A 23,241-nucleotide genomic window follows, 5' to 3' on the forward strand; every position below is an offset into this window, starting at 1 on the left:
GATCGACGCGCTGCCGGTGCCGGACTCCCGTCCACCGGCAGGCCGTTGCCGCCGAGTGACCCCCGAACGTACTGAGGGTGTGGTCCCGGCGGTTTTCGCATTGCCTGCACCCCCGCGCCATTTCCACGAGGAGTGCAGTCGTGTCCGAGATCCGTATTGCCGCTGAGACCCGTTCCGAGTTCGGCAAGGGTGCCGCCCGTCGCGCCCGCCGCGCCGGCTTCGTCCCCGGTGTCGTCTACGGCCACGGCCACGCCCCGGTTCACCTGAACCTGCCCGGCCACGACCTGATGATGGCCCTGAAGACCCCGAACGCCCTGCTGGTCGTCCCGATCGAGGGCAAGGACGAGTACGTCCTGCCGAAGGCCGTCCAGCGCGAGGCCATCAAGCGCACCATCGAGCACGTCGACCTGCTGCTGGTCAAGCGCGGCGAGAAGGTCACCGTCGAGATCCCGGTCCACACCGAGGGCGAGCTGGCCGCCGGCGGCAACCTGCTGGAGCACGTCCTGAACGCGCTCCCGATCGAGGCCGAGGCCACCCACCTGCCCGAGTCGGTCACCGTCTCGGTCGAGGGCCTGGAGGCCGGCGCGGCCATCCACGCCAAGGACATCGTCCTGCCGGCCGGCGTCACCCTGGCCGTCGACGCCGACGCCGTCGTGCTGCAGGTCATCGGCGCCCAGGCCGCCCCGGCCGAGGACGAGGCCGCCGAGGCCGAGGGCACCGAGGCCTGAGCCTCGCCCCGTTAGTCGGACCGCTGCCCCGGTCGCTCCCGTCGGAGCGCCCGGGGCAGCGGCGTGTCCGGGATGATGACGACGAGCGCGAAGGAGAGGAAGGACGGCATGGCGGACGAGTACGAGGGCCCGTGGCTGGTGGTCGGGCTGGGCAACCCCGGGGAGCAGTACGCCCGGAACCGGCACAACATCGGCTTCATGGTGGTGGACCTGCTGGCGCAGCGGATGGGTGCCAGGTTCAAGGCGCACAAGAGCCGGGCGCAGGTGGCCGAGGGACGGCTGGCGGGCAGGCGGGTGGTGCTGGCCAAGCCGATGTCCTTCATGAACCTCTCCGGCGGGCCGGTGACGGCGCTGCGCGACTTCTACAAGGCGCCGGCCTCGGCGCTGGTCGCCGTCCACGACGAGCTGGACATCGACTACGCGACGCTGCGGCTGAAGCTGGGCGGCGGCGACAACGGCCACAACGGGCTGAAGTCGATCACCAAGTCGCTGGGCCCGGACTACCACCGGGTGCGCTGCGGGATCGGCCGTCCGCCGGGCCGGATGGAGGTCGCGGACTTCGTGCTGAAGGACTTCTCCGCGACCGAGCGCAAGGAGCTGGAGTGGTTCGTGGACCGCTCGGCGGACGCGGTGGAGGCGCTGCTGTCCGAGGGGCTGGAGCGGGCCCAGGGGACGTACAACTCCTGAGCCTCCTGACCGTCCGTCAGGACCCTGTGCGGGGTACGCAACGGTCGTACAACGCTTGGCCCGTCAAACCTGAATCGGTGTGAGAAACCTGTGCGGGATCGGATAGCGTCGGCCTGGTACGCGAACGAGTCCTGGGGAGTTCTCGATGCGGGAATTGCGTCCGGACCGCCGAGTGCGGTGGAGCCGGGGGGTCGAGCTGAGGCGGCTCGGCCGGCGGGTCGGTACGGCCGGTGCGCTGGGGGTGGCCGGCGTCCTGCTGTCGGGCGGTGCGGTGGCGCACGCGGAGCCGGTCGCCGAGTCGGACCCGGCGGTCTCCCCGGAGCCGGCGGCGGCGCAGTTCGGCCCGGTGCTCGGTGACTCGATGGGCCCCGACGCGGGGCTGCTGGCGGTCGGCGGCGGCCTGGTGGTGGCGGCCGGCGGCGCGGCGCTGTGGCTGAAGCGCAAGCGCGCGGGCGAGACCGCGGAGTAGGAACCTCACGGCCGAGGGCCGGTGTCCCCGACGGGACACCGGCCCTCGGCCGTTCTCGGGCCGGCCGTCAGCCGGTGTTGCGCAGGCCGGCGGCGATGCCGTTGACGGTCAGCAGCAGCGCGCGGGCGCGCAGCGGGTCGTCCTGGCGCCCGGCCGAGAGCTCCTCGCGCTGGCGGCGCAGCAGCGCGACCTGGAGGTAGGAGATCGGGTCGAGGTAGGCGTCGCGGACGGCGAAGGTCTGCTTCAACACCGGGTTGTGCTCCAGCAGTTCGCTCTCGCCGGTGAGCCGGAGCACCTCGCGCAGGGTGAGCGCGTGCTCGGCCTTGATCTCGTCGAAGACGTGGTGCAGCTCGCCGGGCACCAGCTGCTCGACGTAGTGGCGGGCGATCCGCAGGTCGGTCTTGGCCAGCGTCATGGCGACGTTGGACAGGAAGTTGCGGAAGAAGTGCCACTCGCCGTACATCTCGTCCAGCACGTCGCCGAGGCCGGCCGCGCGGGCGGCGGCGAGGCCGGAGCCGACGCCGTACCAGCCGGGGACGATCTGCCGGGACTGGGTCCAGCCGAACACCCACGGGATGGCCCGCAGGCCGTCCAGGCCGGCGCCGGAGTCGGGGCGGCGGGACGGGCGGGAGCCCAGGTGCAGCGAGGCGAGCTGGTCGACCGGGGTGGAGGCGAAGAAGTACTTCGGCAGGTCCTCCTGCTCGACCAGGCCGCGGTAGGCGGTGTGGGCGGCCTCGGAGACCTGGTCCATCGCGGCGTCCCAGCGGGCCAGCGACTCGGGGGCCTGGCGCGGGGCGGTGTGCAGCGCGGAGGCGGAGAGCGTGGCGGAGAGGGTCAGCTCCAGGTTCTCCCGGGCCAGCGAGGGGAGCAGGTACTTGTCGGAGATGACCTCGCCCTGCTCGGTGACCTTGATCTCGCCCTCCAGGGTGCCCCAGGGCTGGGCCAGGATGGCCTCGTGCGAGGGGCCGCCGCCGCGGCCGACGGTGCCGCCGCGGCCGTGGAACAGGCGCAGCCGGATGCCGTAGCGGTGGGCGACGTCGCGCAGCCGGCGCTGGGCGCGGTGGATCTCCCACTGGGAGGTGGTGATGCCGCCGAACTTGGAGGAGTCGGAGTAGCCGAGCATGACCTCCTGGACGTCGCCGCGCAGCGAGACGAGCAGGCGGTAGGACGGGTCGGAGAGCATCTCGTCGAGGATGCGGTCGGCCTGCTGGAGCTCGTCGGTGGTCTCCAGCAGCGGCACGATGCCGATCTTGGCGATGCCGGCGTGCAGGTCGATCAGGCCGGCCTCGCGGGCCAGCACGGTGGCGGCGAAGACGTCGTCGGCGCCCTGGCACATCGAGATGATGTAGCTCTCGACGATCTCGTCGCCGAAGCGCTCGAAGCCCTGGCGGACGGTGTTGAAGACGCCGAGGGTCTTGGTGCCGGCCTCGTCCAGCGGGGCCGGGGTGGGGGCGAGCGGGCGGCGCGAGCGGAGCTCCTTGGCGAGCAGCTTCTGCCGGTACTCGCGGGGCATGTCGGCGTAGCGCCAGGCCTCCTCGCCGAGCCGGTCGAAGAGCTGGCCGAGGGCGTGGTGGTGGGCCTCGGCGTGCTCGCGCACGTCCATGGTGGCGAGCTGGAGGCCGAAGGCCTCGACGGTGCGGATGGCGCGGGCGAGGCGGCCGTCGGCGATGAGCTCGCCGCGGTGGGAGCGCAGCGAGTCCTGGATCAGCCGCAGGTCGGCGATCAGCTCGCGGGTGCCGAGGTAGTCGCGGCCCTCGACGTGCGGGGTGCCGCCGGCCAGCCGCTCGCGGGTGTTCTCCAGCTTGAGCCGGATGCAGGTGGCCTTGAGGCGGTAGGGCTCCTCGGCGTTCATCCGCTTGTAGCGCGGGCTGAGTTCGGGGAGCAGGTGCAGGTCGGTGTTGAGCGAGGCGAGCAGCTCGACCGAGGCGCCGGCCAGCCGCTCGGAGGTGGAGAGCGTGTTGCGCAGGTCGTCGATCGCGGCGAGCGCGTCCTTGATGCCGTACTCGTGCTGGAGGTTGAGGACGTCCCAGGTGACCTGCGGGGTGACGTTGGGGTTGCCGTCGCGGTCGCCGCCGATCCAGGTGCCGAAGGTGAGCGGGCGCACGCCGTCGGGCAGGCTCAGGCCGACCCGGGCGAGCTCCTCGTGCAGCTCCTCCAGGACCTCGGGGACGGCCTCGCGGTAGAGCTCGTCCAGGTAGTAGACGGCGTTGCGGGCCTCGTCGGTGGGCTCGGGGCGGGCGATGCGCAGCTCGTCGGTCTGCCAGAGCAGGTCGATGACCTCGGCCAGGCGGCGGTCGGCGGAGCGCTTGGCGCTGCTGGTGCGGGCCTGGTCGGCGGCGGCCAGGCCGGAGGTGACCTCGTCGCGGTGGATGCGGTCGAGGAGTTCGCCGATCCGGCGCAGCTTGTTGAGGACGCTGCGGCGGGCGGCCTCGGTGGGGTGCGCGGTGAAGACCGGGCGCACCGCGAGGTGGGCCAGGGTGTCCTGGAGGTGCTTGGCGTCGGCCTCGGCGAGCAGGTCGGCGGTCTGCGCGAGCAGCGAGCCCTCGCGGGCGCGGCGGGTGGCGAACTCGCGGCCGCGGTGCACCTGCTCGGTGACGTTGGCGAGGTGGAAGTAGGTGGAGAACGCCCGGACCAGCTTCGCGGCGGTGTCCAGGTCGATGTCGGAGAGGAGTTCGGCGGTGGCCTCGCCGTCGGTGCGGCTCAGCAGGCGGACCTGTTCGACCAGGCCCAGCAGCTGGGGGCCCTCCTGGCGGACCAGCGTCTCGCCGAGCAGGTCGCCGAGGCGGCGGATGTCCGCACGCAGGGCGGCGTTGTCGGGATCGGCGACGACGGGCGTGGGGCTGTCCGCCGGGGTGGGGACCGGAGCGGTCACGGCTGTCTCCCTGTGGTGGTGGGGTTCGGCAACGGCTCATCGTCACAGGTCCACACGCGTGTGGCGGGTGTGACGCGTGCGGACCGCGCTGTCCGACGCGACCAGCATAGGTGTCGGGGAGGGTGCTGTCCGCGACGTGGCCGGATGGCGGACAGGGCTGCCGAAAACCACCTGTGGTCTGGACCACTTGACGGCCTAGGGGGGTGTACGGGGAGATCCCGGTGGGGAGGGGAGGGGGTTGCCGCTTACGCTGTGGGGCATGAGCAACTCGCCTGGGGAGCGCGTGCCGGTCCGGTCGTTCTTGTGGTGGAAGCGGCCGCGCAGCGCTTTCCTGGACATCGGGCTGGCGTTGCTCGCCGCGGTCGAGTGCGCGGCCAGCACGATCGCCTTCCTCTCCGCCCGGATCCACGTCAGCACCGCGGGAGCGGTCGGGATAGCCGTGCTCGGCACGCTGGCCGGCGGCTCCCTGGTGGTGCGCCGGCGCTGGCCGGCCGTCCCGGTGCTGGTGACGCTGCTGGTGATGCCGGGAATGCTGGGCGTGGTGCTGCTGGTGGTGGCGCTGTACACGCTGGCGTCGACCTGGGAGTGGCCCTCGCGGCGCCGCCGGGTGGTCGCGCTGTCCGCGCTGGCCTTCGCCGAGGCGGCCGCCGTGATGGCGGTGTCGCTGATGACGCCCGGGGACGGGCCGGTGGACCCGCCGCCGCTGTGGGGTCAGATCCTGCTGTCGCTGCTGGTGGCGGTCGGGCTGACGGTCGCCCCGGTGCTGACCGGACTGTACGTCGGCGCGCGGCGGCGGCTGATCGAGTCGCTCAAGGACCGCGCGCACGGCCTGGAGACCGAACTGGACCTGCTGGCCGAGCAGGCGCAGGAGCGCGCCCGCCGGGCCCGGCTGGAGGAGCGCACCCGGATCGCCCGGGAGATGCACGACGTGGTGGCGCACCGGGTGTCGCTGATGGTGGTGCACGCCGGGGCGCTGGAGCGGATCGTCGGCAAGGACCCGGAGAAGGCGGCGCAGAGCGCCAAGCTGATGGGCGAGGTCGGCCGGCAGGCGCTGAACGAACTGCGCGAGATCCTCGGGGTGCTGCGGATGGACGACGAGCGGCAGCCGGAGCCGGACTCGCTGGCCGGGCTGCCGCGGCTGGTGGACCAGTCCCGGGTGGCCGGGATGGCGGTGACCCTGACGGTCAGCGGCAGCCGGCAGGAGTTCACCGGCGAGGCCGAGCAGACCGCCTACCGGGTCGTCCAGGAGGGCCTGACCAACGCGCACAAGCACGCGGGCGGCGCCCAGGTGTCCGTCCTGCTCTCGTACGCGCCGAACGGGGTGCGGGTGGCCGTGGTGAACGCCTGCCCGGGCGGGGAGCGGGGCGCGGCGAAGCTGCCCAGCGGGGGCAACGGGCTGGTCGGGATGCGGGAACGGGTGATCGCGCTGGGCGGCACGTTCTCCTCCGGGCCGGAGGCGGACGGCGGGTTCCGGATCGAGGCGGTGCTGCCGTCCCGGCTGGCGGTGCGGGCCGAGCGGCTGCGCTGAGCCGGGCCCGGCGCTCCGGCGCTCCCGGTGCTCCTCCTCCGTACGCCTCGGTGCCCGTCAGTACTCGTCAGTACTCGTCCGGGGTCCGCAGCCGCTCCGGGGCCGTGCCCAGGACCAGGGCGGAGACCGCCTGGTCGATGCCGTGCCCGAGGAACCACTCGCCGGTGTGGTCCAGGCTGTAGACCCGGCCCTCCTCGTCGACGGCCAGCAGCGCCTGCCCGTACGCCTCCTCGCCGAGCGGGGCCAGCCGGGTGCCCAGTGCCCGGCCGAGGTCGAGCAGGGTGCGCGGCTGGTGCAGGCCGCACAGCGGGTCGATCAGGAACGGCGTGCGGGCCAACTGGCGGCCCGGGCCGGACAGGTCGAAGGCGAGGCCGCCGAACTCGGCCCAGGCCTCCACCGCCGCCGGGAACACCGCGTGCGTCACACCGGTGGGCGCGCCGTACCCGACCAGGGCGTCGGCCCACTCCTCGGCCTGCCGGATCTGCCAGCGGCCGGGGTGCCAGCCGGCCGCCTTGAGCTCGGCGGCGACGTCGGCGGGGAAGCGCGGGCGGGTCCGGGCGCCGGCGGGGGAGAGGGTGGCCGGTGCGGGCGGGATGGGCGGGTTCAGGGCGGGCTCCAGGGCTGGGGGACGGGGGACGTGCCGGCGGCTCGGCCGGCCGGTGCGCGGGCGGTCAGTGCGCGGGCGGGCCGACGGCGACGCTGCGCACGGTGAAGTGCTCCAGCATCGGAGCGCAGGAGCGGCAGGGCGGGGCGTGGCTGCCGTGCGCCGGATCCCCCTCCTCGCGGATGCGGACGGTCGTCATCCGGGAGCCCTTGAGCGCCTTGCGGGCCTCGTGCAGCGTCATCGGCTTGCGGGCGGCGCGCTTGGAGCGCCGGCCGTCGACCGCGGCCAGGTGCTGGGAGAGCAGGACGGCCTCCGGGCAGCGGCCGGTGAACCGCTCGCGGGCCTCCGTCGGCAGGGCGTCCAGGAAATCGGCGACCAGGTGGTGCAGCACCGGGCGGCGCGGGTCCTTGTCGCCCGCCAGGGTGTGCACCTCGCCGCCCTTGAGCGACAGCGCGGCGGCGACGGCGGGCAGCAGGCTGTCGCGGTGGTGGCGCAGCACGGGCGGGCCCGCCGGCTCACCGGTGGTCATCCGTCGTCCTCCTCCTGGTAACCCGGTGTCGGCCGGAGTGACCGGGCCCGTCCGGGGCAAGCCTGTTCAGGGGCAAGCCTGTCAAACGGCACTGACAACCGCGCAACCGGGGTGCGGCGGCGGCCGGTGGCGCCACGGACCGGCCCGGCGGTCACCCGATGCTGGCCGAACGCGCACGCGTCCGTCACGACTTGTCCGCCGATTTACCGAAACGGCCCCGGAGGCCGGTACGCGGCCGGTACCGTTCCGGCAGCGAGCCGAAGGGGGACGCGGCCGACCGCGCGGAGCAACCGCCGGGCGGGCCCGACTCCCGTGCCCGCGCCGGACGTTGAGGCCACCGGGGAGGGCCTGCCGCCCACCCCGGCGCTGAGCGAAGGGGCCCGTGCGATGACGTCGGAACCGCAGGACGACCACTGGCAGGCCGCCAACCAGGCACCCGGCGGCCACGTACCCGCACCGGACGAGCCGCCCCGGCCGGTGCCCGAGCGCCCCGTCGGGCTGGCCGTGGTCGGGGCCGGCTACTGGGGCCCGAAGCTGGTCCGCAACGCGCAGCAGACCCGGGCGCTGCGGCTGCACTGGCTGTGCGACCTGGACGAGGCCAAGGCCCGCGCGGTGCTGGGGGAGTACAGCACCGTCGGGGCGACCGCCAGCTACCGGCGGGTGCTGGCGGACGAACGGGTCGGCGCGGTCGCGGTGGCCACACCGGCGGGCGCCCACTACGCGCTGGTGCGGGCGGCGCTGGAGGCCGGCAAGCACGTCCTGGTGGAGAAGCCGATCACCACCTCCGCCGCCGAGGCCGAGGAGCTGGTCGACCTGGCCGAGCGGCGCGGGCTGGTGCTGATGTGCGACCACACCTTCTGCTACACCCCGGCGGTGCGGCGGATCCGCGAGCTGGTCCACGGCGGGGAGATCGGGGACGTCCAGTTCTTCGACTCGGTGCGGATCAACCTCGGCCTGGTGCAGCCGGACGTCGACGTGCTGTGGGACCTCGCCCCGCACGACCTGTCGATCCTGGACTTCGTGCTGCCGCCCGGGGTCGAACCGGTCGGGGTGTCCGCCCAGGGCGCCGACCCGATCGGGGCCGGCCGCGCCTGCGTCGCGTACCTGACGGTCCGGCTCAGCAACGGCGCGCTCGCGCACTGCCACGTCAACTGGCTCTCCCCGACCAAGGTCCGCACCACCCTGATCGGCGGCTCGCGGCGCACCCTGGTCTGGGACGACCTCAACCCGCAGGCCCGGCTGGCGGTGCACGACCGGGGCGTCGACCTCACCCCGCCCGACCAGCTCACCGACGAGATCCGGCACCGGGCGCTGATCTCCTACCGGGTCGGCGAGATGGTCGCGCCGGCGCTGGTCGAGCAGGAGGCGCTGCGCAACGTGATGGCCGAGTTCGCCGCCGCCATCACCGAGGGCCGGGCCCCGCTCACCGACGGCCGGGCCGGGGTGCGGGTGCTGCAGCTGCTGGAGGCGGCCTCGCTCAGCCTCGAACTCGGCGGGGTCACCGTGCCGGTGGGCGCGGCGGTCCGGGCCGGGGCGGAGGCGCGGTGAGCGGGGTGGTGCACGGTTCGGGGAGCGGTGCGGCGGGGGCGGGGGTGGGCGTTCCGGCCCAGGGCGGCGGTGCGGCGGGGGAGGGCGTTCCGCTGGTCGATCTGGCGGCGGCGCACGCCGAGGTGGCGCAGGAGGTGCGGGCCGGCTTCGACCGGGTGCTCGCCTCCGGAGCCTTCGTCAAGGGCCCCGAAGTGGCCGCCTTCGAGCGGGAGTACGCGGCCTTCGTCGGCGTCCGGCACTGCGTGGGCGCCGCCAACGGCACCGACGCGCTCGAACTGGCCCTGCGCGCCCTGGACCTGCCGCCCGGCGGCGGGGTGGTGCTGCCCGCCAACACCTTCGTCGCCACCGCCGAGGCGGTGCTGCGGGCCGGGCTGCGCCCGGTGCTCGTCGACGCCGACCCGGAGTACCTGCTGATGGACCCGGAACGGGCCGCCGCCGCGCTGCCCGGCGCGGTCGCGCTGCTGCCCGTCCACCTCTTCGGCCAACTCGCCCCGATGGGCCCGCTGCTGGCGGCGGCCGACGGCCGTCCGGTGGTGGAGGACGCGGCGCAGTCCCAGGGCGCCCGGCAGCACGGGCGCACCTGGTACGGGCGGATCGCGGCCACCAGCTTCTACCCGGGCAAGAACCTCGGCGCCTACGGCGACGCCGGGGCGGTGCTCACCGACGACGACGCCCTGGCCGACGCCGTCCGGCTGACCGGCGACCACGGCGCCCGCGACCGGTACCGGCACGAACGGTTCGGCTGCAACTCCCGGCTGGACGCGCTGCAGGCCGTCGTGCTGCGCGCCAAACTGCGCCGGCTGCCCGCCTGGAACGCCGCCCGCCGGACCGCCGCCGCCCGCTACGACGCGCTGCTGGGCGGGCTGGACGGACTCGCCCTGCCCCGTACCGCGCCCGGCAACGAGCACGTCCGGCACCTGTACCCGGTGCGGATCGGCCCCGGCCGGGACCGCGACACGGTGCTGGCCGCGCTGCACGCCGCCGGGATCGGCGCCGGGGTGCACTACCCGGTGCCGGTCCACCTGCAACCCGCGTTCCGTCACCTCGGCCACCGCGAGGGGACGTTCCCGGTCGCCGAGCGGGCCGCCCGCGAACTGCTCAGCCTGCCGCTGCACCCGCACCTCACCGAGGCCCGGCAGCTGCGGGTGGCCGAGGCGCTGGCGCGGGCGCTGGGCGGGCGGCTGTGACGGCGGGGGCACTGCCCGCGCTCCGGGCTCTCCGGGGCAGGGGCCCGTCGTCCGCCTGGCTGACCGGGGGTTGAGGGCAGGCCCTAGGCTGGTGCCCAGCAAGCACCGTATTTTGCAGCAGCCAGTGGGGGCTCCCAGATGACGACAGGTCGGCCCGGCGTCGCCGCCGCACCGAACGCGGCGTACGCAGGTCAGGTGGTGCAGTTCCCGGACCCGGTCCGCGCGGAGCGGCACCCCGCCGGGGTCAGGGTGGACGAGTACGGCTTCCCGGACTTCGGTCCGTACGCCGCCGCCGCGGCCGAGGTGGCCGACCCGCCGGCGGGCTTCGGCGTGGACGAACTGCGGCTGACCGACTACGTCTCGGCCAACGCCGCGCTCTACACCCAGGGCCACCCGCTCTGGGCCGACCTCCCGACCGCCGTCGCCACCCCGCCCGGCTGGACCTGGCACCACGCGGTCGGCCGGGCCGCCCCCGGCTGGCGGCGGATGGAGCTCGTCCCGGTCGAGGTCAAGGCGCTGCTGCGGCACCACGGCGGCCTGGCCACCTCCGCCGCCGACCACACCCGCCGCGGCACCCGCCCGCTGCAGGAGCGCCGGCCGGTGCACTTCTCGCTGGCCGGGGACGGCGGCGACCCGATCGGCGTCCCCGAGGACCTGGTGCAGCGCGCCGAGGAGCGCCTCGGCTACCGGCTGCCCGACGCCTACCGCACCTTCCTCAAGCTGGGCGGCGGCCGCGCCCCGGTCGGCGTGGCGCTGGACACCGAGCTCGGACTGCTGCTCGACCAGCCGTTCCTGACGCTCACCGAGGAGTACGGCACCGACGACGTCGTGTACGCCAACAAGTGCCTGCGCGACCACCTCACCAAGGACTACCTGGGCATCGCCTACGCGCAGGGCGGCCTGGTCGCGCTCAAGGTGCGCGGCGAGCGGACCGGCTCGGTCTGGTTCCACCTGTACGACGACGCCCGCGACGCCGGCGGCCCGGAGGCGCCGGAGGACCGCTGCGCCCGGCTGCTGCTGCCCTGCGGCGAGGACTTCGACGCCTTCCTGCTCCGGCTGGCCGGCAGCCCGCCGGAGCTGGAGACGGTCGCGGAGCTGATGGTGGACGGCGGGTTCGCCCGGGCCGTCCCGGTCGGCTGAGGCGCGTGGGCGCGGTGTTCGTGGTGCTCGCGGTGGTGTCGGTGGCCGAGGTGGTCGCGGTGGAACGGGGGACGAAGAGGATGCGGACAGGGGTGAACCGGGCGTGGTGACGTACGCGCAGGCGCAGGAGCTCGCCGAGGAGTGGATCAACGGCGGGGTGCCGCGCTCGCAGCAGCGCGAGGTGCGGGTCCGGGAGTTCGACCTGGGCTTCGTCTGCTGGGCGGTGGCGCCCACGGGCCCGGCCGACGGCTCGGGCGGTGCGGGCGGCGGCTCGGGGGAGGCGCGGCTGGTGATCGCCCGGGACTCCGGCGCCAGCACGCTCTGGCCCGCGCTGCCCGTCAACGAGGTGGTCCGGCAGTACGAGGAGGTCTACGGGCGGCCGGTGGCGGCCAACCCGGCGGGGGCGGCGAAGCCCGCGCCCGGGCCGGTGGAGGCGACCTCCTTCCTGCTCAGCCCGCCGCAGTGGCTCCAGGAGGCGGGGGCCGCGGCGATCGCGGCGGAGGCGGAGCGGCTCGGGACGGCTCCGGCCGCTGCTGCCGCCGCTGCCGCGCCCGCTCCGGCTGTCGCGCCCGTCGAGGAGCCGCCCGCCGCGGCGCCGCGGCCCGGGCCGGCCGTGCTGACCGAGCCGCCGGTCTCCGACCGGCCCGCCGGGGACGCGCCGACCATGCTCGCGCCGCCGGCCGGGCACGACGAGCCGGCCGTCGCGCCGGTGCCGCCGGTCGCGGCTCCGGTCGCGCCCGTTCCGTCCGTGGCGCCCGGCCGGCCGCCGGTCGAGGGCGAGGCCGCGACCGTCCTGATGTCCGAAGGGCTGCGGACCACCGGCTCGGACCTGCCCGAGCCCGCCGCGCCGGCGGGTGCCGAGGCCGCGACCATGCTGATGCCGCCGACGGGTGGCGGCTACGGCATGCCCCCGGTCCCGCCGCCCGCCGCCCAGCCGCCCGCCGCGCAGCCCCCGGCGCCGCCCGTCGCGCCGCCGGCCCCGGGACCGGCGCCAGTGCCGGCGCCCGCCCCGGCCGCCGAGCCGGCGCCCACGCTGCTCGCCTCGCCGGACGCGATGCCCGGGCTGATGGGCCTGCCGGGTGCCCCGGTGGCCCCGCCCGCCGGTGGTCCGCAGGTGGAGCACGCGCCGACGATGCTGGCCCCGCCCGGCGGCCTGCCCGGCCTCGCCGGCCTGCCCGGCGCTCCGGCCCCGGGCGCCCCGGCCCCCGGTGTCCCGGCTCCCGGCGCCCCGGTCCCCGGCGTCCCGGTCCCCGCTGCCCCGGAGGCCGCCGCGCCGCAGGGCGGGCTGGGCCGTGGTGCGGGTTCGGGTCCGCCGCCGCCCCCGCCGGCCGCGCTGCGCGGTGGCCCCGCCGGTTCCCCCGGCCCCGCCGCCTCCGCCGGGCTTGGGCGCGGTGCGGGTTCGGGTCCGCCGCCGCCTCCGCCCGCCGGGCTGAAGCACACCCCGGGCTCCGGCACGCCCGCCGCCCACCCCGGTGGTCGTGGCGCCGCCTCCGCCCCGCCGCCCCCGCCCCCGGCGGGCCTGCGGGGCGGCGAGGCCCCGGTGGCCCCGCAGGCCGCGCCGGCCGCCGGCCCGGCCGCGTCCGGTCCGTCGTACGAGGCGACCCAGCTGGCGGGCGCGATCGACCCGGCGCTGCTGGGCGCCCCGGCGGACCCGGGCACCCCGCCGTCCGGCGGTCCCGCAGTCCCGCCGCCGCCCGGCGGTCCGGCGGCCCCCGCCGCGCCCGCGGCCGGCTACGGCTACCCGAACGCGCCCGGCGCCGCCGGGGTCGTCCCGCCGGCGGTGGTGCCCGGTTCGCCGCCGCCCGCGCCGGTGCCGCCGGGCGTGCCCGCGGTCGGCCCGGGGTACTTCGCCGCGCTCAGCTACCGGGGCCCGGACGGCTCGGAGCAGAAGCTGCTGCACCGCAGCGAGCCCGGCACCCCGCACCCGGAGTGGAAGATCCTCCAGGACCTGCGCCGGCTCAACGTGCCGCCGGAGCAGGTGCTGGAGCTCTACACCGAGCTGGAGTCCTGCGACCTGCCGGGCGGCTACTGCAACCGCATGATCGCCGCGTCCTGGCCGAACGTCCGGCTCACCCACACCGCCCCGTACGGCCGCGACCACGCCTCCCGGCAGGCCGGGATGGCCGAGCTGCTCGACCACCTGGACGAGCTGCACCAGCTGGCGTCCGGCGCCCAGCGGGTCCGCCCGTTCCGGGTGCCGCCGCCCGCGCCGGGGACGGTCCAGGCGCTGCCGCCGCTCCCGCCGCAGCAGCTCGCCCAGGAGACCGGGGCCGCCTTCGGGCAGAACCTGTTCCGCTACGAGCAGCGCGCCGTCTCCCGCCAGGGCGTGCCCGAGCCGGTGTCCCAGACCCTGATGTGGGCCGGGCTGCCGCGCGACTTCGGGCCGTTCTTCTGGGCGCAGGCGCAGGAGGGCCGTCCGATCCCGACGCTCGCCGAGCTGGCCGCCGAGCGCGGCCTCGCCGCGGGCCCGGACTTCGGCGGCTACCTGGTGCTGGGCAACGACTACGGCCGCCAGCTGTGCGTCCAGTACGGCACCGCGCACGTGGTGGCCGTGGACATCGATGGAACCGGCCAGCCGCCCCGGTTCGTCAACAGCGGTGTACCGGAGTTCGTCCGCTCGCTGGCCCTGCTGGGCCGGATGTGGCGGCTCCGGTACGGGCTGACGCCGGACCAGGCCGGTCGATGGACGACCGACTTCCAGGCCCAGCTCGCCGCGATCGACCCGGCGGCCCTGCAGAACGCGGACACGTGGTGGGCCGTGCTGCTGGAGCAGTTCTGGGACGGCCTGCTGTAGCGGGTCGTCGCTGATCCTCGCAGGTGGGAGGGGTCGTTCCGGTGTCCGGAACGACCCCTTCGGCATGCCGACGCAGCCGTGCCTCGTTGGGGTTTCGCCCGGATCTGCGCAAAATAGGTCAAGAGGATGGGTCTATTCGTCCGGTCCTCGACACATTCCGGTCCGTACGACGGCGGAATCCGGCCCCGGCCTCCGAACCGGTTCCGGATCCGTCCGTTCCGTCCGATCATGGGCTCCGCAGCCCGCGAAACGAGGGGAAGAGCCCATGAGCGACGCCGTCCCCCAGTACGGCTTCACCCAGGCCCGCCGTGGCTACGTGCCCGAGCAGGTCGACCGAGCCCTGGCCGCCCTCACCGCGCAGCGTGACGAGGCGTGGGAGCGGCTGAGCGTCCTGGGCGCAGGCATCCGGCAGATGGAGGCCCGACTGGCCGACATCCGCCGGACCGCCGAGGACGCTCCGGAGCCCGACTACCAGGTGCTCAGCGAGCAGGCCGCCGGACTGGCCGCGATGGCCGAGAACGAGGCGCGCGCCGTCCGGGAGAAGGCCGAGCGCTTCGCCGAGGACCTGCGGGACGAGGTCTACGAGGCCGGCCAGGCCGCCGACCGCGCCGCCAAGGAGTACGGCACCACGACCCGTACCGACGCCGACGCGGCCGCCCGCCGCACCGAGGAGCGGACCCGGGCCGAGGCCGAGGGCATCCGGTCCGACGCCGACCGGGAGAGCCGTTCCGCCCGGGACACCGCCACCGCCTACGCCGCCAAGGTGCGGGTGGCCGCCGCCGAGGCCAGCGAGCAGGCCGAGGCCGAGCTGGCCACCCGGCGCCGCAAGGCCGACGAGACCTTCGCCGCCGCCCAGGCCAAGGCCGACGCCGAGGACACCGAGGTCTCGGCGACCGCCGAGCGCCGGGTCAAGGAAGCGGAGCAGCAGCGGGAGACCGTGCTGAACCGGATCAAGCAGCTGGAGACGGACGCCCAGGCCAAGGCCGACCAGCTGATCGAGCAGGCCCGCCGGGAGGCCGAGAAGATCAACGCGGAGAGCGAGCGCGAGCAGCGCGAGTTCGACACCCGGCTGGACACGGTGCAGCAGCACCTGGACCACATCAAGGCCACGCTGGCCTCGCTCACCGGGGCGGCGGTCGGCCAGATCGAGCCCGAGGTGGCGGCCGCGGCCGCCGCGGCCGTCCAGGCCTCCGGCGCGGCCGCCACGACCCCCGCGCCGCGGGACGCCGTCGCGGACGCCGTCGTCGATGCCGCGCCGGTGGACTCGGAGGCGGACACCGGGGAGATCCCGGTGGCGAACCTGCGCAAGGCCCTGGCCCCCGCGGCTCCGGCCGGGGCCAAGGCCCCCGCCGCCCGGGAGGGGGCGGCGACCGTGCTGCGGACGCCGGTGGTCGGCAGCAGTGCCACCAGGGCCATCGGCGGGCCCGTGGCGACCGGCCCGGTGCCGCCGAAGCCGGCCGCGCCGCCCGCCGAGGAGACGGTCGGCGGGACCGCCGACGGGACGGCCGCGGTGGAGAAGGGCGTCGGGAAGCCGTCGGAGGACGAGACCCGGATCGTCCCGAAGATCATCATCGTGGACGACGGCAGCGACTACGCGACCCCGCACACGGTGAGCTACAACCGCCGCTGACCGGGCTCCAGACCGCGCGCCGCGAAGGCCCCGACCGCCCCCACCGGGCGGGCCGGGGCCTTCGTCGTGCCGGGGTGCCGGTCGTGCCGGGGCGGGGGCGGGGGCGGAACAGGGGGCCGGGTTCGGGATAGGACGGCGGCCGACGGGGTAGGCCCCGGGAACGAAAGAGGCCGAGACCCGTGGCGCCCTCCAGGAAAGGGCGCCACGGTTCCCGGCGCTTGGGCGGGCGCCCCCACCCAGGGCCGCCCGGCCTCGCACCTCCGACCCCCATCGGGGGTGCGACAGTGCCCCCACAGCCATCCCCCACGGTTGGGTGCGGCGGGCACGTTCACCATGGTGCGCGATCTCCATGGACGGCCAGTGACAGGAGTATGTCCAGTTCGTGGCGGATGGCCGTGCCCGGTTCGGTGCGGGTTCCGGTCGGTTCGTCCACCGGCCGGACCGGTGGTCCGTCCAGCCGTTCGTTCCCGGATGTGTTCCTGACAAAACTTGGGGCCGGCCCGGGGCGGGGGCCGACACCCCGGGCCCCGGTACGGCCCCGGTACGGCCCCGGCGCGGTCCTGGCGCGGTCCCCGGTCCGGCTTGGGTCCGGCCCCGCCGGAGCCGTGGACCGCGTGCGTGTCCGTGCCGCGGCGTAGGCTGGAGACCCCCGGCCGCTCGGCGTGCCGGGCCGTTCGCGTTGCCCCGGCGGGCCTTCGCCGCCCCGGGACAGCACCAGCCACGGGACGAAGAAGAGACCCCAGATGAGTCTGACCGGACTGCTCGATGTCGTCGCGCGGGACGCGGCGCTCGCCGAGGCCATCGAGGCGGCCACCGCCACCGGAGCCGCGGCCGGCGGACGCCGCCACCTGGACCTGGTCGGGCCGCCCGCCGCCCGGCCGTTCGCCATCGCCGCGCTGGCCCGCGCGCTCGCCGGGCAGGCCGCCGGGGAACGGGGCCGTCCGGTGCTCGCCGTCACCGCGACCGGCCGGGAGGCCGAGGACCTCGCGGCATCGCTGCGCTCGCTGCTGCCCGCCGACGCCGTCGCCGAGTTCCCGGCCTGGGAGACCCTGCCGCACGAACGGCTGTCGCCCCGCTCGGACACCGTCGGGCGCCGGCTGGCCGTGCTGCGCCGGATCGTGCACCCGAGGGCGGACGACCCGGCGGCCGGGCCGGTCCAGGTGATCGTCGCCCCGGTCCGCTCGGTGCTCCAGCCGCAGGTCAAGGGGCTGGCCGAGCTGGAGCCGGTGGCCGTCCGGCGCGGTGAGTCGTACGACCTGGAGGAGGTGGCCCGCCGGCTCTCCGCCGCCGCCTACGCGCGCGTCGAACTGGTCGAGAAGCGCGGCGAGTTCGCCGTCCGCGGCGGCATCCTGGACGTCTTCCCGCCGACCGAGGAGCACCCGCTGCGGGTGGAGTTCTGGGGCGACGAGGTCGAGGAGGTCCGGTACTTCAAGGTCGCCGACCAGCGCTCGCTGGAGATCGCCGAGCACGGCCTGTGGGCGCCGCCCTGCCGGGAGCTGCTGCTCACCGACGAGGTGCGGGCCCGGGCCGCCGAGCTGGCCGCCGAGCACCCCGGGCTGGCCGAGATCCTCGACCGGATCGCCGAGGGGATCGCGGTCGAGGGCATGGAGTCGCTGGCGCCGGTGCTGGTGGACGACATGGAGCTGCTGCTGGACGTGCTGCCGCTCGGCTCCGTCACGGTGGTCTGCGACCCGGAGCGCGTCCGCACCCGGGCCGCCGACCTGGTCGCGACCAGCCAGGAGTTCCTGCACGCGTCCTGGGTCGCGGCCGCGGCGGGCGGGGACCGGCCGATCGACCTGGAGGCCATCGACGTCTCCGCCGCCTCGCTGCGCTCGCTCGCCGAGGTGCGCGAGCACGCCGCCGAGATCGGGCTGCCCTGGTGGTCGGTCAGCCCGTTCGCGACCAGCGAGTCGACCGTCGACGGCATCCTGGAGTTCGACGCCAACACGCTGACCCTCGGCATGCACGCCGTCGAGGCCTACCGGGGCGACACCGCCCGGGCGATCGCCGACGCCAAGGAGCGGCTGGCCGCCGACTGGCGGGTCGTCATGGTGACCGAGGGCCACGGACCGGCCTCCCGGCTCGCCGAGGTGCTGGGCAACGAGGGCATCCCGGCCCGCCTCGTCGCCGACCTCGCCGAGGCGCCCACCCGGGACGTCGTCCACGTCTCCTGCGGCTCGATCGAGCACGGCTTCGTCGACGAGGACCTGAAGCTCACGGTCATCACCGAGACCGACCTGTCCGGTCAGAAGTCCTCCACCAAGGACATGCGCCGGATGCCCTCGCGCCGCCGCAACGCGATCGACCCGCTGGCGCTGGTGGCCGGCGACTACGTCGTCCACGAGGCGCACGGCGTCGGCAAGTACGTCGAGATGGTGCAGCGCACCGTCCAGGGTGCCACCCGCGAGTACCTGGTGCTGGAGTACGCCCCGGCCAAGCGCGGCCACCCCGGCGACCGGCTGTTCGTGCCGACCGACCAGCTCGACCAGGTCACCAAGTACGTCGGCGGCGAGGCCCCGACGCTGCACCGGCTCGGCGGCGCGGACTGGGCGAAGACCAAGCAGCGGGCCAAGAAGGCGGTCAAGGAGATCGCCGCTGACCTGATCAAGCTGTACTCGGCCCGGATGGCCGCCCCCGGCCACACCTTCGGCCCGGACACCCCGTGGCAGCGCGAGCTGGAGGACGCCTTCCCGTACGCGGAGACGCCCGACCAGCTGACCACCATCGCCGAGGTCAAGTCCGACATGGAGAAGTCCGTCCCGATGGACCGGCTGATCTGCGGCGACGTCGGCTACGGCAAGACCGAGATCGCGGTGCGGGCCGCGTTCAAGGCCGTCCAGGACGGCAAGCAGGTGGCGGTGCTGGTGCCGACCACGCTGCTGGTGCAGCAGCACTTCTCGACCTTCGCCGAGCGCTACGCCAACTTCCCGGTGACGGTGAAGGCGCTGTCCCGCTTCCAGACCGACAGCGAGGCCAAGGCCGTCCTGGAGGGGCTGTTCGAGGGCTCGGTGGACGTCGTCATCGGCACCCACCGGCTGTTCTCCTCCGAGACCAGGTTCAAGGACCTCGGCCTGGTCATCGTCGACGAGGAGCAGCGCTTCGGCGTCGAGCACAAGGAGCAGCTGAAGAAGCTGCGCGCCAACGTGGACGTGCTCACCATGTCCGCGACCCCGATCCCGCGCACCCTGGAGATGGCGGTCACCGGCATCCGCGAGATGTCCACCATCACCACCCCGCCGGAGGAGCGGCACCCGGTGCTGACCTTCGTCGGGCCGTACGACGAGAAGCAGATCTCGGCCGCGATCCGGCGTGAACTCCTGCGCGAGGGCCAGGTGTTCTACATCCACAACCGGGTGGAGTCGATCGACAAGGCGGCCGCCCGGCTGAAGGACCTGGTGCCCGAGGCGCGGATCGCCACCGCGCACGGGCAGATGGGGGAGACCCAGCTGGAGAAGGTCGTCGTCGACTTCTGGGAGAAGGAGTTCGACGTCCTGGTGTCGACCACGATCGTGGAGTCCGGCATCGACATCTCCAACGCCAACACCCTGATCGTGGAGCGCGGCGACACCTTCGGCCTCTCCCAGCTGCACCAGCTGCGCGGCCGGGTCGGCCGAGGCCGCGAGCGCGGCTACGCGTACATGCTGTACCCGCCGGAGAAGCCGCTCACCGAGACCGCGCACGAGCGGCTGGCCACCATCGCCCAGCACACCGAGATGGGCGCGGGCATGTACGTCGCGATGAAGGACCTGGAGATCCGCGGCGCGGGCAACCTGCTCGGCGGCGAGCAGTCCGGGCACATCGCGGGCGTCGGCTTCGACCTCTACATGCGGATGGTCGGCGAGGCGGTGGCGGAGTTCCGCGAGTCGCTGGCCGGCGGCGGGGAGGCGGAGGAGGAGCCGCTGGAGGTGAAGATCGAGCTGCCGGTCGACGCCCACGTGCCGCACGACTACGCGCCCGGCGAGCGGCTGCGGCTGCAGGCGTACCGCTCGATCGCCGCGGTCAACTCGGAGGAGGACATCCAGCAGGTCCGGGACGAGCTGGTGGACCGCTACGGCAAGCTGCCCGAGCCGGTGGAGAACCTGCTGCTGGTCGCGGCGCTGCGGCTGTACGCCCGGCGGTGCGGGATCTCGGACATCACCCTCCAGGGCTCCAACGTCCGCTTCGGGCCGGTGGAGCTGCGGGAGTCCCAGCAGCTGCGGCTGAACCGGCTCTACCCGCGCAGCCAGGTGAAGGCGGCGGCCCAGCAGCTGCTGGTGCCGCGCCCGAGCACCGGGCGGATCGGCGGCAAGCCGCTGGTCGGGCGGGAGCTGCTGGGCTGGTGCAGCGAGTTCCTGTCGGCGATGTTCGACGACCTGGCGGGGGCGAAGAAGTAGCGTCCGCCCCTCGGGTGGTCCACGGCGGTCTCGGGCTCTGCCCGGGGCCGCCGTTTCGTGTCTGCCTGGCTGTCCGTCCGTCCCTCCGGGTGGGGCGGGGCGGGGCTGCGGCTGTGAACAGGGCTGTCAGCCGATCTTCCACTGGCCGGTCTGCGGGGCGAAGCCGCTGTCCAGGCCGAACTGGGCCTTGTCGAGCTTGACGTCCTTCGGGACCTCGAAGGTGACGAAGCCGAGGGCGCTCTCGCCGGGAGCGATGGTGGCCGGGACCTGGAAGCTCGGGCCGGCCTTGGTGTCGGCGACCGTGGTGCCGAAGGACTGGCCCTGGGCGTCCAGCACCTTGGCGCCGTTGCCCGGGGCGTCGCTGTAGGCCTTCTTGCCGCTGGCCTTGATCCGGAACTGGACCGCGACGAAGCGCTTGCCGTCGGCCGGGTGGACGTACTCGTTGTCGGCCTCGGCGTTGTCGACCACCTTCACCAGCGTCACCTCGGCGGTGTCGGCCGGGTCGTTGCCCTTGAGCGGGATGGTGTCGCCGACCTGCGCCACCTTGGGGGCGTCGGCCGGCTTGCCGCCGCCGGCGGGCGCGCTCGCGGCGGCGCTCTGCTTGGGCTCGGTGGCGACGGACGGGCCGCCGGTGGAGTTGCACGCCGTCGCGGTGAGCGTGATCAGGGCGGCGCCCAGCAGCAGGGAGGCGGTGCGGCGGCGGGGGGTCGCGGACATGGGTGTTCTCCCGGTGATCGGTGGTCTTCCTGGCGCCGCCCCCGTTCGGTGGCGACGGAGAGATCACACCACTCGGGCGTGAATCATGTCAATGCGATTTCACAAAAGAGCTCTGTTCACATGTGAACTGGGATCGAGGGGCCCGTCGCTATGCTGTGCGGTCACAGCCCCGAGCCGCCCACCCCCGGCCCGGCGCCCAGCCCCCGCCCGCAGTGCGGTCGCAGCCCCACCGAAGGAGCCCCCGTGCCGGACCGTCCCGAAGTGACCGCCGCCGAGATCGCCCGGCTGGCCGGCGTCGGCCGGGCCGCGGTCAGCAACTGGCGCCGCCGCCACCCCGACTTCCCGCGCCCGGTCGGCGGCACCGACGCCAGCCCGGCCTTCGCGCTCGCCGAGGTCGAGTCCTGGCTGCGCGCCCAGGGCAAGATCGCCGAACTCCCGCTGCTGGAGCGGGTCTGGCAGCTCGTCGACACCCTCCGCGACCCGGCCGGCCACCCCGCCGCCCCGCTGGTCGAGGCGGGCGCTCTGCTCCTGCTGCTGCACCGCGAGCCCGGACAGTGGGCCGAACTCGCCGACCGGCCCGACACCCGGCTCGCCCTCGCACTGCCCCGGGCCGTCGCCGGCACCGCCGTGCACGCCTTCGGCCCGGACGGCGCCCGCACCCTCGGCCTCCCCGGCCTGCTCGGCAGCACCCAGCTGGACCTCGCCCGGCTGCTCGCCGAACTCGCCGCCCAGGCCGGCCCGGTCGGCGCGTACGAGCAGCTGCTCACCCGGTACGCCGAGGCCAACACCCGCCAGCTCAGCCCCACCCCGCCGGAGGCCGCCGAGCTGCTCGCCGCCGTCGCCGGCGTCCCCGCCACCGTGCTCGACCCGGCCGTCGGCCTCGGCTCCGTCCTGCTCGCCCACCCGCCGACCACCGGCCGCTACGGCCAGGACGCCGACCCGGTCGCCGCCGCCCTCGCCCGGCTCCGGATCGCCCTGCACACCCCCGCCGACGAGCCCGGCCCGCTGCCGCTCGACCTGCGGGCCGGCGACGCCCTGCGCGCCGACGGCTTCCCCGGCGACACCTTCGAGGCGGTGCTCTGCCAGCCCCCGTACAACGAGCGCGACTGGGGCCACGACGAGCTGCAGTACGACACCCGCTGGCCCGGCGGGCTCGTCCCGCCGCGCGGCGAGTCCGAACTCGCCTGGGTGCTGCACTGCCTCGCCCACACCCGCCCCGGCGGCCTCGCCGCGCTGCTGCTCCCGCCGACCGTCGCCGCCCGCCGGGCCGGCCGCCGCATCCGGGCCGAACTGCTCCGCTCCGGCGCGCTGCGGGCCGTCATCGCGCTGCCGGCCGGCGCCGCCCCGCCGTACGGCGTCCCGCTGCACCTGTGGGTGCTGCGCGCGCCCCTGCCGGGAAGCGACTTCCGACAGGTGCTGATGCTGGACGCCGGGGCGTCGGCCTCCGGCCCGGCACCTACCGGACCGGGCGGGGCCGCCGGGGCGCAGGCCGCCGAGGGGGGCCGGGACAAGGTCGACTGGACCGGGCTGCGCCGCACCATCCTGGACGCCTGGCGCGGCTTCGACCTCGCCGCGCGCGAGGGCCTGCCCGTCCCCGCCGACCGCCCCGGCGTCCACCGGGTGATGGCCGCCATCGACCTGCTCGACGACGAGACCGACCTCTCCCCGGCCCGGCACGTCCCGCCCGCCGCCCCGCTCGGCGGCGCGGCCGAACTCTCCCACCTCGGCGGCCGGCTCGCCGAACTGCTGGCCGACCTGCCCGACCCGGTCACGCTGCTGCCGCGGCCGGGCGCCGCGACCGACGGCGCCTCCGGTGCCGCGCCCGTCGGGGTGGTCACCATCGGCGAGCTGGTCCGCGGCGGCGTGCTGGAGGTGTACTCCTCCGGCACCGGCGCCGCCACCCGGCCGGCCGGTTCGGGCGGCACCCCCGTCGTCACCGACCAGGACCTCGCCACCGGAGCCGCCCCCAGCGCCGTCCTCGCCACCGGCCCCGGCCCGGCCGGGGACGTCCGCACCCGCCCCGGCGACGTCCTGGTCCCCGCCCTCGGCGGCGGCACCGCCCGGGTCGTCCCCGCCGAGGGCCCGCTGGTCGGCGCCGCCCTCGGCCGCCAACTCCACCTCCTGCGGCCCGACCCCGCCGCCCTCGACCCCGAGTTCCTGGCCGGCCAGTTCCGCTCCACCGCCGGCACCCGACGCGCCGCCAGCCACGCCACCACCACCGCCCGCCTCGACATCCGCCGCGTCGAACTGCCCCGCCTCCCCCTCCCCGCCCAGCACCGCCTCGGCACCGCCTTCGCCCGCCTCGCCGCCTTCGACGCCGCCCTCACCCAGGCCGCCGCCCTCGGCCGCGGCCTCGCCCGGGCCGCCACCGACGCCCTGGCGACCGGCGCCCTGGCGCCGCCGGAGTAGGGCACACCTCCCAGCGGTGCACGCAC

At 75.5% G+C, this 23,241-nt stretch carries 15 protein-coding genes; 11 read left to right on the forward strand and 4 right to left on the reverse strand.

Features of this window, described 5'->3' with window-relative positions:
• Nucleotides 1-140 precede the first annotated feature (140 nt).
• From AMK13_RS04595 to AMK13_RS04605, 3 genes are all read left to right on the forward strand, one after another.
• Nucleotides 141-728, forward strand: a complete 588-nt coding sequence (locus AMK13_RS04595; protein WP_049653621.1) for a 50S ribosomal protein L25/general stress protein Ctc — start codon at nt 141-143, stop codon at nt 726-728.
• A 108-nt stretch (nt 729-836) separates the two neighbouring features.
• Complete coding sequence (gene pth / locus AMK13_RS04600) at nt 837-1,415, forward strand: aminoacyl-tRNA hydrolase (RefSeq protein WP_074001289.1); 579 nt, start codon at nt 837-839, stop codon at nt 1,413-1,415.
• 145 nt (nt 1,416-1,560) lie between these two features.
• Entirely contained in the window at nt 1,561-1,884 is a 324-nt protein-coding gene (locus AMK13_RS04605; RefSeq protein ID WP_143204483.1) for a hypothetical protein, read from the forward strand.
• A 67-nt stretch (nt 1,885-1,951) separates the two neighbouring features.
• Here the strand turns inward: AMK13_RS04605 and ppc are convergent, their stop codons facing one another.
• Nucleotides 1,952-4,756: a phosphoenolpyruvate carboxylase gene (ppc, locus tag AMK13_RS04610; protein WP_049653627.1), complete on the reverse strand. Its 2,805-nt coding sequence runs from the start codon at nt 4,754-4,756 to the stop codon at nt 1,952-1,954.
• A 259-nt stretch (nt 4,757-5,015) separates the two neighbouring features.
• Here ppc and AMK13_RS04615 point away from each other — a divergent pair, with 259 nt between their 5' ends.
• The gene (locus AMK13_RS04615; RefSeq protein ID WP_049653628.1) at nt 5,016-6,284 is read left to right on the forward strand and encodes a sensor histidine kinase; all 1,269 of its coding nucleotides are present in this window, start codon (nt 5,016-5,018) and stop codon (nt 6,282-6,284) included.
• A gap of 67 nt (nt 6,285-6,351) precedes the next feature.
• On the opposite strand, the gene AMK13_RS04620 is transcribed toward AMK13_RS04615, so the two are convergent.
• Together AMK13_RS04620 and AMK13_RS04625 are read right to left on the reverse strand one after the other, a co-directional pair.
• Complete coding sequence (locus tag AMK13_RS04620; protein ID WP_049653631.1) at nt 6,352-6,879, reverse strand: SUKH-3 domain-containing protein; 528 nt, start codon at nt 6,877-6,879, stop codon at nt 6,352-6,354.
• Between the two features lie 76 nt (nt 6,880-6,955).
• Nucleotides 6,956-7,417 (reverse strand): YwqJ-related putative deaminase, encoded by a 462-nt coding sequence (locus AMK13_RS04625; protein WP_049653632.1) that lies wholly within the window; start codon nt 7,415-7,417, stop codon nt 6,956-6,958.
• Nucleotides 7,418-7,804: 387 nt separating this feature from the next.
• Here AMK13_RS04625 and AMK13_RS04630 point away from each other — a divergent pair, with 387 nt between their 5' ends.
• The 6 genes from AMK13_RS04630 to mfd all read left to right on the forward strand — a co-directional run bounded on the left by AMK13_RS04630 (nt 7,805) and on the right by mfd (nt 20,089).
• On the forward strand, nt 7,805-8,965 hold the full coding sequence (locus tag AMK13_RS04630; protein ID WP_079271916.1) for a Gfo/Idh/MocA family protein: 1,161 nt from the start codon (nt 7,805-7,807) through the stop codon (nt 8,963-8,965).
• Nucleotides 8,962-10,152 (forward strand): DegT/DnrJ/EryC1/StrS family aminotransferase, encoded by a 1,191-nt coding sequence (locus tag AMK13_RS04635; protein WP_274538666.1) that lies wholly within the window; start codon nt 8,962-8,964, stop codon nt 10,150-10,152. The genes AMK13_RS04630 and AMK13_RS04635 overlap by 4 nt, the downstream gene beginning before the upstream one ends.
• A 138-nt stretch (nt 10,153-10,290) precedes the next feature.
• On the forward strand, nt 10,291-11,292 hold the full coding sequence (locus AMK13_RS04640; RefSeq protein WP_049660184.1) for an SMI1/KNR4 family protein: 1,002 nt from the start codon (nt 10,291-10,293) through the stop codon (nt 11,290-11,292).
• A gap of 103 nt (nt 11,293-11,395) precedes the next feature.
• Nucleotides 11,396-14,086: an SUKH-4 family immunity protein gene (locus tag AMK13_RS04645; RefSeq protein ID WP_074001291.1), complete on the forward strand. Its 2,691-nt coding sequence runs from the start codon at nt 11,396-11,398 to the stop codon at nt 14,084-14,086.
• A 265-nt stretch (nt 14,087-14,351) separates the two neighbouring features.
• Nucleotides 14,352-15,716, forward strand: a complete 1,365-nt coding sequence (locus tag AMK13_RS04650) for a hypothetical protein (protein WP_074001292.1) — start codon at nt 14,352-14,354, stop codon at nt 15,714-15,716.
• Between the two features lie 743 nt (nt 15,717-16,459).
• Nucleotides 16,460-20,089: a transcription-repair coupling factor gene (gene mfd, locus AMK13_RS04655; protein ID WP_074001293.1), complete on the forward strand. Its 3,630-nt coding sequence runs from the start codon at nt 16,460-16,462 to the stop codon at nt 20,087-20,089.
• Nucleotides 20,090-20,215: 126 nt separating this feature from the next.
• Here the strand turns inward: mfd and AMK13_RS04660 are convergent, their stop codons facing one another.
• Nucleotides 20,216-20,806, reverse strand: a complete 591-nt coding sequence (locus AMK13_RS04660; RefSeq protein ID WP_079271853.1) for a DUF4352 domain-containing protein — start codon at nt 20,804-20,806, stop codon at nt 20,216-20,218.
• 243 nt (nt 20,807-21,049) lie between these two features.
• Here AMK13_RS04660 and AMK13_RS04665 point away from each other — a divergent pair, with 243 nt between their 5' ends.
• Entirely contained in the window at nt 21,050-23,215 is a 2,166-nt protein-coding gene (locus AMK13_RS04665) for an N-6 DNA methylase (RefSeq protein ID WP_241852758.1), read from the forward strand.
• Nucleotides 23,216-23,241: the final 26 nt, after the last annotated feature.

The sequence above is a fragment of the Streptomyces sp. CB02056 genome (assembly GCF_001905545.1).
Lineage (GTDB): Bacteria > Actinomycetota > Actinomycetes > Streptomycetales > Streptomycetaceae > Kitasatospora.